The sequence below is a fragment of the Cellulomonas oligotrophica genome (assembly GCF_013409875.1).
Taxonomy (GTDB): domain Bacteria; phylum Actinomycetota; class Actinomycetes; order Actinomycetales; family Cellulomonadaceae; genus Cellulomonas; species Cellulomonas oligotrophica.
Map to the genome: position 1 here is coordinate 2,846,709 of NZ_JACCBK010000001.1, position 12,015 is coordinate 2,858,723.

Consider the following 12,015-nt stretch of genomic DNA (forward strand, 5'->3'; position numbering starts at 1 on the left):
GGCCGGTGGGGGAGGCGGCCGCCTCAGCCGCGCAGGGCGGCGACGGACTCCGTGAGGCGGGTGGCGGTGCTGCGCAGGTCGTGCGCGGCGTCGCGGATCGTGCTGATCGACTCCAGCGAGCGGTCGTGCGCGCGCTCGACCACCTGCAGGCCGTCCTCGATGCCGCGGCCCTCGTCGGCCGCGGACGCGACCGAACCGGCCATCGACGCGGTCGTGGCGGACTGCTCCTCGACCGCGCCGGCGATCGTCGACTGGTAGTCGTCGATGCGGCGGACGACGTCGCTGATCTGCGCGATCTCCTCCACGGCCCGGGCGACGGCGCCCTGGATGGCCTCGACCTGCCCGGCGATCTCACCGGTGGCCCGGGCCGTCTCCCGCGCGAGGTCCTTGACCTCGCCGGCGACGACCGCGAACCCCTTGCCGGAGTCGCCCGCGCGCGCCGCCTCGATGGTCGCGTTGAGCGCCAGCAGGTTCGTCTGCTCCGCGATGCCCGTGATGACCTGGACGACGGAGCCGATCTGCGCCGACGACGTGCCGAGCTCCTCGACGGTGCCGGTGGTGCGGGCGGCGATCTCGACGGCCTGCGCGGCGATGGCCGCCACGTCGGCGGTGTTGCGCGAGATCTCCCCGATGGACGCGTCCATCTGCTGCGCGCCGGCGGCGACGGACTCGATGCGGTCGGCCACCTGCCCGGCGCTCGCCGCGATGTCGCGGGAGCGGGCGCTGGAGTCCTGCACGGCGCCCGAGAGCTCCTCGCTGGTGCCGACGAGGGTGTCGACGGACGCGCTCACCGCGGACGCGGCCGCGCTGACCTCGGTGCACGCCGCCGTCGTCCGGTCGAGCGTGCCGTTGAGCGCTGCGGCGAGGTGCTCAAGCTCGGTGCGCCCCGCGCCCTCGTCGAGCCGTGCGTGCAGATCGCCGGACGCCAGCACCTGCGTGGCGCGGGCCAGCGGGCGGGTGATCGACCGCGAGACGGCCACACCCAGGGCCGTGATGAGGGCCAGCGCGAGCGCCGCGACGGCGACGATCCCGCGGGCGTCCGCGACGGCGGCGGCGCGCACGTCGTCCACGTAGATGCCCGACCCGACGATCCAGCCCCACGGCTCGTACCCGGCGACGTAGGAGATCTTCGGCTGCGGGTCCTCCGCACCGGGCTTGGGCCACTGGTACGCCACGACGCCGGCGCCGTCGGCCTGCACGACCTCGACCATGCGGACGAACAGCCGCAGGCCGTCGGGGTCCTCGTTCATCGTCAGGTCGGTGCCGTCGAGCTCGGGCTTGATGGGGTGCATGAGCATCGTGGGGCCCATGTCGTTGACCCAGAAGTACTCCTCGCCCCCGTACCGGAGCGCGCGCAGCGCGTCGAGGGCCTGCGCCTGCGCGTCGGCCTCCGGCAGCGTGCCGGCGGTGGCCAGGGCGCCGTAGTGCTCGACGACCCCGAGCGCGGTCTCGACCACGTGCTGCGTGGCCACGGTCCGCTCGTCGGTGATGCGCCGCTCGACGCCGCCGACGGCGACGACGGTCACGGCCACGAGCGTGAGGGCGGTGAGCGCCACGAGTGCGGCGAGGCGCTGGCGGACGGTGAGAGAACGAGTGCTGCGCTGCACGGGTGCTGCTCCTGTCGGTCGGCCGAGTGGTCGGCAGGCGGGAGCCATCGGTGGTGACGGCCGTCACAGCCCCAACGGCACGACGCCTCACCCGGGTGAGGCCCGCAGCGGGTGAAATGGACGGACGTCCGACACGGGGACGTGGTGCATCACCAAGGCGCCGATCGCGGCGCGCGTACCCTCCGACAGATGGGAGACGTCATCACGGTGCGCCTGCCGCACGACCTCCTCCGCCGGCTCGACCGGCTGGCGACGGCGACGCAACGCACGAGTGCGTCCCTCGTGCTTGATGCTCTGGAGGCCCACGTCGAACGCGTGGAGCGTGATCAGCGCCTGCTCGCGGAGGCGCAGGACGCGCGCTCCGGCCGGGTGCCGGCGCGTCCGGCGGACACGGTCTACGCCCGTCTCGGGATCCCGTCCCCGAGCGCCGAGGACGTGGCGGGTGCTCTGTCGGACGTCGAGTGAGCGGGCCGGCGCAGGTATGCGGGCATGGGTACCGACCTGTTCACGCCAGCTGGTCTGGCGGCCGACGGGCGATGAGTACGGGCGGTTCCGGCGGTCTGAGTGGAGACCGAGACGAGGAGCGTCATGCCGCAGCTGCTGAGGGTCCAGAGCTTCACCGTGTCCGCCGACGGGTACGGCGCCGGTGACGACCAGAGCCTGGAACGACCGTTCGGGCATGCCGACCCGGGGGTGCTGATGTCGTGGCTGCTGGGCACGGCGAGCTTCCCCGGTCGGACGTCGCCCGGGGGGTCGCGCGGGCTCGACGACCACCTCGCCCGCGACTTCCACCACGGCATCGGCGCCGAGATCATGGGCGCCCACAAGTTCAGCCCGCACCGCGGCCCCTGGGTCGACCACGCGTGGCAGGGCTGGTGGGGCGACGAGCCGCCCTTCCGCACGCCCGTCTTCGTGCTCACCCACCACCTGCGCCCCTCGTTCACGCTGGGCGCCACGACGTTCCACTTCGTCGACGCCACGCCGCAGGACGTCCTCGACCAGGCGCGCGCGGCCGCGCAAGGGCGCGACGTCCGCCTGGGCGGGGGCGCGCAGACCATCCGCGCGTTCCTCGACGCGGACCTGGTCGACACCCTGCACGTCGCGGTCGCCCCGCTCGAGCTCGGCTCGGGCACCCGGCTCTGGGAGTCCCCGGACGAGCTCGACGACCGCTACCACCACGACGTCGTCCCCAGCCCCAGCGGGGTGGTGCACCACCTGCTCTGGCGGCGCTGACCGGTCGATGCTGCGGGGCAGCCGCTCGGGACTTGAACCTGACGTTGGGTGAGGTCCTAGCGTCGGCGGGATGACGAGGACTGTGGGTCAGAGCCGAGACGGTGACGGCGGGGGAGTGGTGGACGTCGAGGGCGTGCTCGGTTGGGCGCGGGCGCTGCCCGGTGTGATCGTGGAGACGGTCGAGGAGGGCAGCGACGCGCCTCCGGCCGCGTGGGGTGACTCGTTCATCACCTACGACCCGGACGGCAACGCCGAGCCGGGCCGGTGGCAGCCCTTCGCGACGGTCGTCACCTCCGACTACCCCGGCTTCGACACCGCCTCCCGGCTGGACCGCCCCGGGGTCTTTCGCGTCAACGTCTCCGCCGGGCGGCAGCTGTTCGCCGAGCTGCTCGGCTACCCGCCGGCCGAGGCCCGGGCGGCTGACGTCGACCACACCGCTGCCGACGTGTGGTTGCCCCACCCGGTGTACGCCGCGCAGGGGTGGGTGTGCGTGGTGTGCCCCGGGCCGGCGACCGCCGGCCGGCTCCGGGTGCTGCTGGAGCAGGCCTGCACGCGCGCCGCTGCCCGGTACCGGGAGAGGTAGGTGGACGACCAGGCCGCTGGAGGGGCCGTCGTCAGCTGGACGGTCGGGCAGGTCGCGGCCGCCGCCGGCACGTCGGTGCGGGCGTTGCACCACTACGACAGGATCGGCCTGGTGCGCCCCTCGGGCCGTAGCCCGGGCGGGCACCGCCTGTACGACGCGGCTGACCTCGCGCGGCTGCGGCGCGTGCTGTTCTACCGGGAGCTCGAGCTGCCGCTGCCCGAGATCGCCCGCCTGCTCGCCGACACCGACGCCGCCCACCACCTGCGTCGCCAGCACGCCATGCTCCGCGCCCGCCTCGAGCGCACCCGCGCACTGCTGACAGCGATCGAGGACGAGCTCGACGCCCTGAGATCCGGCATCTCGCTGACCGCAGAGCAGCAGCTGGAGATCTTCGGCACGGAGACCTTCGCCGCCCGCCTCGCCCGCGCCACCGTGCCCGGACGCGGCGAGACCCGCCCGACCGGGACCGACGACGCCAGCGGCCCTGACGAGCGGCTGGCGCGCCGCACCGCGGCGTACACCGAGGAGGACTGGCGGCAGATCAAGACCGACGCCGACGGCGCTGTCGGGGCCTTCGCCGCCGCCCTGGACGCCGGGGACCCGCCGGACGGGCCCAGGGCCCTGGCCGCGGCCGAGCAGCACCGCCGTCACCTGGAGCGGTGGTTCTTCGACTGCGACCACGCACGGCACGTGCAGGTCGCCGACGGCTACCTCGCCGAGCCCGGCGCGGCACCGCAGTGGGACGCCGTGGCTCCCGGCTTCGCCCAATACGTCCACGCCGCGATCACCGCGAACGCGCGCCACGCGCCGGACCGGGGCACGTGAGCGGTCCTGGCCCGGCGCGTGGCGCCACCACGTCAGTGGTTGCGCGGGCGGCCCTTGCCGGTGCGGGAGGGGGAGGGGCGGCCGGTCGCGGTGCGGCGGCCGCGCGCCGGCGGGGGCGTGGCCTTGCGGGCCGGGCGCGGCTCGGGGTCGGGGGCCGCGGTGCCGCGAGAGCTCGCGGACGTGCGTCCGCGGAGGATGCCGACGAGCTCCTGGGCGTGCGGGTGCTCGGCGTCGACCCGCCACACCAGGGCCAGGGGGGAGCCGGGGGCGTCGGGCACGGGGCGGACCGTGGTGCCCTCGTCGCGGTGCGCGCGGGCCAGCGCCGCGGGCAGCACCAGCACACCGACCTCGGACGCCACCAGCGACACGGCGGTCGCGACGTCCGGGGCCTGCGTGACGTCCGCGTCGTGGCCGGGCGGCAGCCAGCCGAGGGCGTCGTCGGCGGGCACCACCAGGGGCTCGTCGGCGAGGTCGGCGGCGTCCACCTGGTCGACGACGGTGACCACGTGCTCCTTGGGGACGACGACGACCGTGTCCTCCGTCCACAGCGGCACGACCGCCCAGCCGTCGCGGGTGCTCGGGGTGGCCGGCGCCAGGCCGGGCGGGACGGGCGCGTCCAGCCGGTCGCCGGTCGTCGGGTCCACCGGGGGGAGGCGGACGACCGCCGCGTCGACGTCGCCGGCCAGCACGGCCTCGACCGCCTCGTGGGAGCCGCCGCGCACCACGTCCAGCGGGTCGTCGGGCAGGCGCTGCGCCCACACCTTGAGCCACCGGTCCGGGGTCACGCCCGGCACGAGCCACAGCCTCATCGCACCTTCTCCACGACCACGTCGACGACCGCGTGGCCCAGGTCGAGGCCCCGCTGCTCGAACCGCGTCACCGGGCGGTGCGCGGGGCGGTCCACCACGCCGCCGACCAGGGCGGGATCGCCGGTGAGCACCTCGACCGCCTGCTCCGCGTACTCCGCCCAGTCGGTGGCCACGTGCAGGGTGCCGCCGACGCGCAGCCGCTCCCGCAGCAGCGCGACGTGCTCGGCCTGCACGAGCCGGCGCTTGTGGTGCTTCGCCTTGGGCCACGGGTCGGGGAAGAACGCGTGCACCGCGTCGAGGCTGCCGGGCGCGACGCGCGCGCGCACGAGCCGCAGCGCGTCGCCGTGCGCGACCCGCACGTTGGTCAGGTCCTCCTGCTCGACGCGGACCAGCAGCGCGGCCACACCCGGCAGGTGCGCCTCGACCGCCAGCCAGTCGCGCGCGGGGTCCGCCGCCGCCATCGCGGCCGTCGCCTCACCCATCCCCGAGCCGATCTCCAGCACCACCGGCGCCCGACGGCCGAACAAAGCCTCGGTGTCCAGCAGCCCGTCCGCGGTCAGCGGGGGAGCGTGCCGGGGGTCGTCGACGGCGAAGCCGTGCACGTCGAACAGGCGGTCGAGCGCGTCGGAACGGTCGCGCCCCAGCGGTGAACGGCGCGGGTGGAACGTGCGCAGCGGCTCGTGCGGGCGCGCCGCCCGATGGGTGAACACGTCCCGGGAAGCCACCCCACCACCCTACGGACCCGCCGGCCCCGCCCCCGCCACGCGCTCGTCGAGGAAGGCGCGGACCTCCTGCAGGTAGCGCTCGCGGGCCGGGGGCGGGGACAGCGCGAGGTCGTGGGCGCCGCCGGGGACGACGACGAGCGTGACGTCGGGTCCGAGCAGCGGCGCGCGGGCCGCCATCTGCGCGGGGTCGAGCACGGAGTCCGTGGTCAGCAGGGCGTCGTGCCAGACGTCGTCCGGGCCCTTGGCGTCCGAGGTGAGCACGAGCACCGGCACGTCGATCGCCAGACCGCGCGCGACCTGCGCCTGCCCCCGGCGGACGGCGCGCATGAACCCGGCGGTGACGGGGAAGCCGGTGTGCGGCTTCCACGTCAGGTCGTACTCCCACTCGCCGCCGGTGCCCGTGTGCAGGGCGCGGCCGTAGTGCTCGGCGAGGCTGCCGACGACGAGGCGCGGCGCGACCCGTCCCAGCACCGCGACCGCCGCGGTGACGGCCGCGCGCTGCGGCTGCGGCTTCTGCAGGTCGAGCCACGGCGAGTTCAGCACGACGGCCTCGACGCGCCCGCGCCCCCGCCGCGCGTGCGCCCACAGGGCCGCGGTCAGGCCGCCCGTGGAGTGGCCGAGCAGCACGACCCGCTCGTAAGTGGCGCGCAGCAGCTCGACGGCCGCGTCGATCTCCTCCGCGTACGTCGCCAGCTCCGTGGTCGTGTTCGGCGGGCGACCGGGGCGGATGGAGCGGCCGTGGTCGCGCAGGTCGAGCGCGTGCAGGTCCCAGCCCGCGTCGGCGAGCGCGTCGGCCACGTGCGTCTGGAAGAAGTAGTCGACGAACCCGTGCAGGTAGAGCACCGCGCCCCGCGCCGGCGGCTGCGGGCGGACCCGCCGCACGAGCGTCGCCACCGGGGCGACGCCGGTCCGGGCCTGCACGGCGTCGGGCCGCAGCGCGAGGGTCCGGGCGACCCACCCGTCGCCGAGGACGTCGGGCACCTCCCCGTCCGGTCCGTCGGGGCGTGCGGTCTGGGCGGGCGTGCCGTCGGTGGTCACCCTACGATCGTGCCACCGGCACCCCGCCTGTTCCTCCGGCACGCCGCGGGGCCGGCCTCGACGGCGAGGGGGCACCGTGCGACGAGGGCAGGTCGTCCCGACGGGTGCGATGCGCTCCTTCGGGCACGAGGAGATCATCGTCTCCAAGACGGACCGGCAGGGGCGCATCACCTACGCCAACGAGGTCTTCGTCCGCGTCAGCGCGTACACCGAGCGCGAGCTGCTGGGCGCCCCGCACAGCATCATCCGCCACCCCGCCATGCCCCGGGCCGTGTTCCGGCTGCTCTGGGACACGATCGGCGGCGGCGACGAGGTGTTCGCGTACGTGCTCAACCTCGCGGCCGACGGCGTCGGCTACTGGGTGCTCGCGCACGTCACGCCGACCTACGACGCGACGGGCGCGCTGACCGGTTACCACTCGAGCCGGCGGTGGCCGCAGCCCGCCGCGGTACGCGCGGTCGAGCCCCTCTACGCGCAGCTCCTCGCCGAGGAGGCCCGGCACCCCACCGGCAACGCCGCGGTCGACGCCTCCACCGCGATGCTCCGCGGCGTCCTGGCGGACGCCGGGTGCACGTACGAGGAGTGGCTCTGGGGCCTCGTGCGCGAGCACGAGCAGGACGTCTGAGGGTCTGCGCGGTGCGTGAACGCGCGCGGGTGTGAGCGAGCACGAGCAGGCCGCGGCGGCCCCCGACCCCCCGGGGGCCCGCCGAGGGATGTCCTCGATCCGGAAGATGTTCACGGCAGGGGTGCTGCCGGGCCGGGGGCAAGAGGCGACCGTGCCCGAGGTGCGTCGGCTCGCCCTGGGTGGGTGGTCGGAGCGCTGGAGTGCTGCTGGTGGTGGGCCCGTGGGAGGGTTCGTGCCCTGTGATCGGTGACGTCCACCAGGAGGAGCGATGAGCGAGGTCTACACCGCGACGGCGACCCGGCAGGGCCGGTGGTGGATCGTCAGCGTGCCCGCCGTCGACGGCCTCACCCAGGCCCTGCACCTGGACGACGTCGCCCAGGCTGCCGCCGAGCTCGTCGCGGTCGCCCTCGACGTGCCCGTCGAAGGCGTCCGCGTGGAGGTCGTCACGGTCCCCGGGGACGGGCGGTGAGCGCGCCGGCGCCCGAGCGCCGGCACCCGCACGTGCTGACCCTCGACGACGTCGCCACCCTCACCGGCAAGCTCCCGGCGACCGTGGCCCGGTGGGCGACGGTCGGGACGATCCCGGGGGTGCGGTTCGGGCGGGCGTGGCGGTTCTGGGCCCCCGCGATCGCCGTCACCCTGCACGGCCCCGACGGCGCTAGCTCTGTCCCGGCACTGCCCGCACGGCACGTCGAGCCCGGCATGCTCACCTCGCATGGCCTGGCCCGGGTCTTGGACCTGCCGCCGGCGAACATCAACCGGCTCGTGCGGGCCGGCGCGATCCCCGCCACCCAGGACCTGCGCTGGACCATCTCCTGGCCCAGGGTCCGCACCTGCATCGCCACTGGTCGGCCCCTGGCCGAGCCGGCACCCATTGCTCGCGCGGGCGTGAGCCGGGGTCCTGGTGCGGTGGGTCCGCGGCCGCGCGCCTGAGCCCGGGCGGCCCTGCGTGGCGCGCGGGCGGGATCTACGCTGGCCGACGTGAGTAGACCCGTCGGGCTCGTCGTGGTCGGTGTGCTGCTCCTGGGTGGGTGCGCCGGTGCTGGCGACGGGCCGGGCGGTGAGACGGCCACGATGGCGACGTCGACGGTCGAGGCCAGCGCTGTTCCTGGTCCTGCTGCGACCGGTGACCCGACGGTGTGCTCTGGTGCGCGGCTGACGTCCGCGGCTCTGGTCGACACCGGTGATGCGCTGCAGGTCCGGTGGACCTCGGACGGCACCGATGACGGGGCGGACGTCCTGTGGTCGGTCATCGTCAGCGACGTCGCGTACTCCCAGGCGTACCAGCTCGGTGTGCGCACTGGCCCGGGCGGGGCGACGGTGTACGTGTTCGACCTGATCGAGACGACGAATACGTACCTGACGACGACGCCTGAGGTCGACGCCGCCGGGGTCACCGCGCTGTTCTCGTGGTCGGGTCTGCCGGCCGACACCGCACGGGACCGGGCCCGGGTCGTCGAGCTCGCCACGACGTACCTGCACCGGGGGTGGTCGGTGCGTCAGGCCAGCGACGTCCTGGACGTCCAGACCCCGGTCCTGACGAAGTGGCTGCGCGAGGCCGGCGTGCACGTGACCCGCGGGACGTTGACCGGTGAACCGCCCACCGGCCCGACCGGCTCCAGCTCGTCGACGTCGGGCGCCACCACAACGACCGCCCCGGGCGTGATGGTCGCGGACGGCGCTGCGCGCGTGGCCGCCGGGGCGCACCCGGTCAGCGTCCTCAACGAGCTCGTCCAGGCCGGCGCCCTCGACCCCCTGACGTGGGAGGTCCAGGCCGTGACGCGGCCCGGCGCGGACCTGGTGCACACTGCCGGCGTCACCACCCGCGTCGCCGGCACCGACGTCGAGGTGGTGGGCGAGGGCACCGCGCCCGCCAAGGCCGGCGCCCGCGCCGCGGCGGCCGCCGATGTCCTAGCCCGGCTCCGGGGGACGGCGCCTGCCCGGTAGAGGTGTCGGCTCTCATCGGCATCGACGACCTGAGCCGACCCGGAGCGTCGTGCGTGCGATGGGCGCGCCTACCTGGGGCTTGACGGGTCCGGTGGTTCGGCCCAGGGTCAAGGGCACGATCATCGAAGCGCAGGGGGCGCTATGACAAGTGCACGTGTTCGAACAAGACGACGGGCAGCGGTGCTGGCGGGTGTGCTCGCACTCGTACTCGCGGGCGGCGCGACGGCGGCATACGCCGGTACTGCGTCGAGCTCGACCGGCTACTTCAGCGCGAACGGGGTCTCGTACCTCAACTTCGCCTGGATCAACACCAACCCGACGGATCACTACGCCGTGGCGAGCACCCGGACCCAGAAGAATGGATCGGGCAGTCTCGCGGCGGGCTGGGGAGGGGCACGGGGCCGGCTCTTCACCAGCGGAGGCACCCTCAGGTGCGAGGGGACGAACCAGTACAACCCGTCAGGTACGACGACGGTCGCGGGATCGTCGTGCCTGCTGAACGCCACGGGGGCCTGGTACAGCTACGGCGTCTCGCTCGGGTGGAACGGCAGTGGGTACAACTCGGTCTACACCTTCATCTCACCGAACCAGAACTCGTGAGGACGGCAGCCATGAAGACCAGCACTCGTCGCGCCGTCGTGATCGCAGCGGTGACGACGACCGTACTTGTCGGAGGAAGCGCGGCGGTCGCGGTCGCAGTCCCAGGGCTGCTGCACAGCATCCCCAGCGCGATGCCCAACGGGCGCGTGACGCAGATCCCCGCCCCGGAGTACCAGGAGAACGCATTGGGGCAGACGTACGGGTCCGCTGCGATCGCCCAGGCGCCCGAGCTCGAGCCGGACCTCATCAGTGCAGTGGCGACGAACGGCAAGGTCGGGTACGTCCTGAAGACCGACCTGGACGAGGCCAACGGCACGACCGCAGCCGAGAGCTTCACCTCGCCCGCCGATGCCTTGCGCTGGCAGGAGACCGAGGGCACGAAGGACCACACCATCGCCGTCTACGACGTCGACGGCACGACCCAGATCGGCGAGTTCGTCGTCACCGGCAGCACCTCACAGGCCGCGGCCCTCGACGTGGTGAGCGAAGGCAAGTAGGCCGGCCCCACGGGTAGCGGACGGATGAAGAGCGGGCCCCACTCGGTGGGGCCCGCTCTTCATCCTTAGGCACGCCCCTGGTCGGTGCCCGCAATCGCCCGATTCCGGCCACCGGGGAGCAGCGCGGGCGGATCGCAAGGCCGTTACCGGGCTGGGTTCCGGCCAGGTGGCGAAGCGGCCACGGGTTTCGGCCGCTTGTTCGGCAGGGTGTGCCGACCTGACCAGACCGCCGTCGCCTGGCGGGTCGGGTGCTGACGGCAGAAGTGCGCCACTGCGGACGGCGCGGTCCCACCCGGCACGTGGCTGCGTCGTCGAACACGCGTGCCCCGCCTCGCGATCCGCACCATGTGTGGGGCGCGGTCGTGACGTGGTCAGGATGCTGAGGTGACGTGGGTGCGGACTCGGATGAGCCCGTCGGGCACGGGTGCGAGGGTGGTGGCGAGCTCCTCGGTGATCCACCCGGCTTCGAGGGAGTGAACCGTCTCGGTCGGTCGTGCGTCGTCGTGGGGTTCCGATCCCCATGCGCACACGACGTCCAGGGGTACCGCGGCTCGCATGGCTGTAGTGGCGGCCTGCCGTGCCGATTGCGAGAAGACAGCGCGTTCGACGCGCAGCCTGTCGCCGTGGAGCGGCGTGAGCAGCCGGGTGGCGAGGTCGACGTCGTCGGCGACGACGTGCAGCGTCCCGTCGTGGTAGCCGCACCGGTCGGTGATCGTCCCGTCGTCGAGCAGCGCGCGCTCCAGGTCACCCGGCGGCCCCGGCATACCGGCCGGCCGCGGGACCAGCGCTGCGGGCGCGAACGTCTGGGCCGGTGCCGGCGTGGTCGGCACCGGTGTGGTGCGGTGCACGTCGATCGCGCTGCCGGTCCAGGCGCCGGTGACGGTGATGCGTGAACCGACCGCGCCGCCGATGTCGCCGGAGACGATAGGCACGACGAAGCCCAGGTCTGGCGGCAGCGGTGCGATGGACACGAGCTCGGGTGTCCAGTGCGCCTCGGGGATGAGGACGAACCTGCCGGCGTCGTGCAGCACGGTGCCCTCCGCTGTGACGAGGGCACCGTGCTGCACGGGGACGATCTTCACGAGTCTGGGCTCAGCAGGCCGCAGGGAGGGTTCCCGGTGCCGTGTCGTGCTCGGTGGGCAGAGGGATCGAGACCGGACCGTTCGGGGAGAACCAGGAACGGGCGTCGAGCTTGTACTTCGTGATCGGCTGGGGGCATGCCGGGACTGCGTAGGGCGCGCAGCGCGACTCCGCGACCCCGCCGATCCAGTAGCCGGCGTACTGGTCCATGAACCAGGGGCGGCGCCGCTCGCACGTTGCCTTGCTCTGGAAGCCGCGCTCGTGCGTCTCCCATGGGCTCTTGACCAGCCTCTCCGCGGACGTCGACGACTCGGTGTCGGGTGGGTCGGCGGTCACGGCGGAGGCCGCTGAGGCCGGCGCGCTCAGGCCGATGAGCACGGCGAGTGGCACCAGTAGCCGTCTGGAGATTCGACTCACGTGGTTCCCCCTGGAGCATGTGCGCTGCC

16 protein-coding genes are annotated in these 12,015 nt (G+C 74.2%); 10 read left to right on the top strand and 6 right to left on the bottom strand.

Annotation, left to right across the window (positions count from 1 at the left end; all coding sequences use genetic code 11):
- Positions 1-23: 23 nt before the first annotated feature.
- The gene (locus BKA21_RS12970) at positions 24-1,607 is read right to left on the bottom strand and encodes a methyl-accepting chemotaxis protein (protein WP_239072824.1); all 1,584 of its coding nucleotides are present in this window, start codon (positions 1,605-1,607) and stop codon (positions 24-26) included.
- A 189-nt stretch (positions 1,608-1,796) separates the two neighbouring features.
- Between BKA21_RS12970 and BKA21_RS12975 the strand changes: the two genes are divergently transcribed.
- The 4 genes from BKA21_RS12975 to BKA21_RS12990 all read left to right on the top strand — a co-directional run bounded on the left by BKA21_RS12975 (position 1,797) and on the right by BKA21_RS12990 (position 4,248).
- Complete coding sequence (locus BKA21_RS12975) at positions 1,797-2,072, top strand: YlcI/YnfO family protein (RefSeq protein WP_140459502.1); 276 nt, start codon at positions 1,797-1,799, stop codon at positions 2,070-2,072.
- A gap of 123 nt (positions 2,073-2,195) precedes the next feature.
- Positions 2,196-2,840, top strand: a complete 645-nt coding sequence (locus BKA21_RS12980) for a dihydrofolate reductase family protein (RefSeq protein ID WP_140459503.1) — start codon at positions 2,196-2,198, stop codon at positions 2,838-2,840.
- Between the two features lie 70 nt (positions 2,841-2,910).
- On the top strand, positions 2,911-3,423 hold the full coding sequence (locus BKA21_RS12985) for a DUF6194 family protein (protein ID WP_140459504.1): 513 nt from the start codon (positions 2,911-2,913) through the stop codon (positions 3,421-3,423).
- Entirely contained in the window at positions 3,424-4,248 is an 825-nt protein-coding gene (locus BKA21_RS12990; protein WP_140459505.1) for a MerR family transcriptional regulator, read from the top strand.
- A gap of 32 nt (positions 4,249-4,280) precedes the next feature.
- Here the strand turns inward: BKA21_RS12990 and BKA21_RS12995 are convergent, their stop codons facing one another.
- The 3 genes from BKA21_RS12995 to BKA21_RS13005 are packed head-to-tail and all read right to left on the bottom strand — an operon-like array spanning position 4,281 to position 6,820.
- A complete protein-coding gene (locus BKA21_RS12995) occupies positions 4,281-5,057 on the bottom strand; it encodes a LysR substrate-binding domain-containing protein (protein ID WP_140459506.1) in 777 nt (258 codons plus the stop codon).
- Complete coding sequence (gene trmB, locus BKA21_RS13000; protein ID WP_140459507.1) at positions 5,054-5,782, bottom strand: tRNA (guanosine(46)-N7)-methyltransferase TrmB; 729 nt, start codon at positions 5,780-5,782, stop codon at positions 5,054-5,056. Before trmB ends, BKA21_RS12995 begins: the two co-directional genes overlap by 4 nt.
- A 9-nt stretch (positions 5,783-5,791) precedes the next feature.
- Positions 5,792-6,820 (bottom strand): alpha/beta hydrolase, encoded by a 1,029-nt coding sequence (locus tag BKA21_RS13005; protein ID WP_239072823.1) that lies wholly within the window; start codon positions 6,818-6,820, stop codon positions 5,792-5,794.
- A gap of 76 nt (positions 6,821-6,896) precedes the next feature.
- Between BKA21_RS13005 and BKA21_RS13010 the strand changes: the two genes are divergently transcribed.
- The 6 genes from BKA21_RS13010 (at position 6,897) to BKA21_RS13035 (ending at position 10,489) form a co-directional block, all read left to right on the top strand.
- Complete coding sequence (locus BKA21_RS13010) at positions 6,897-7,445, top strand: PAS domain-containing protein (RefSeq protein ID WP_239072822.1); 549 nt, start codon at positions 6,897-6,899, stop codon at positions 7,443-7,445.
- A 268-nt stretch (positions 7,446-7,713) separates the two neighbouring features.
- Positions 7,714-7,914: a hypothetical protein gene (locus BKA21_RS13015; protein WP_140459510.1), complete on the top strand. Its 201-nt coding sequence runs from the start codon at positions 7,714-7,716 to the stop codon at positions 7,912-7,914.
- Positions 7,911-8,378, top strand: a complete 468-nt coding sequence (locus BKA21_RS13020; RefSeq protein WP_140459511.1) for a helix-turn-helix domain-containing protein — start codon at positions 7,911-7,913, stop codon at positions 8,376-8,378. Before BKA21_RS13015 ends, BKA21_RS13020 begins: the two co-directional genes overlap by 4 nt.
- A gap of 48 nt (positions 8,379-8,426) precedes the next feature.
- Positions 8,427-9,392, top strand: a complete 966-nt coding sequence (locus BKA21_RS13025) for a hypothetical protein (RefSeq protein WP_140459512.1) — start codon at positions 8,427-8,429, stop codon at positions 9,390-9,392.
- A 180-nt stretch (positions 9,393-9,572) separates the two neighbouring features.
- Positions 9,573-9,992 carry a hypothetical protein gene (locus BKA21_RS13030; RefSeq protein WP_140459513.1) on the top strand — a complete coding sequence of 140 codons (420 nt, stop codon included), beginning with the start codon at positions 9,573-9,575 and terminating at the stop codon, positions 9,990-9,992.
- 11 nt (positions 9,993-10,003) lie between these two features.
- The gene (locus BKA21_RS13035) at positions 10,004-10,489 is read left to right on the top strand and encodes a hypothetical protein (protein WP_140459514.1); all 486 of its coding nucleotides are present in this window, start codon (positions 10,004-10,006) and stop codon (positions 10,487-10,489) included.
- A gap of 371 nt (positions 10,490-10,860) precedes the next feature.
- Here BKA21_RS13035 and BKA21_RS13040 read toward each other — a convergent pair whose 3' ends face one another.
- On the bottom strand, positions 10,861-11,571 hold the full coding sequence (locus BKA21_RS13040) for a hypothetical protein (RefSeq protein ID WP_140459515.1): 711 nt from the start codon (positions 11,569-11,571) through the stop codon (positions 10,861-10,863).
- Positions 11,572-11,581: 10 nt separating this feature from the next.
- Complete coding sequence (locus tag BKA21_RS13045) at positions 11,582-11,947, bottom strand: hypothetical protein (RefSeq protein WP_140459516.1); 366 nt, start codon at positions 11,945-11,947, stop codon at positions 11,582-11,584.
- Positions 11,948-12,015 lie beyond the last annotated feature (68 nt).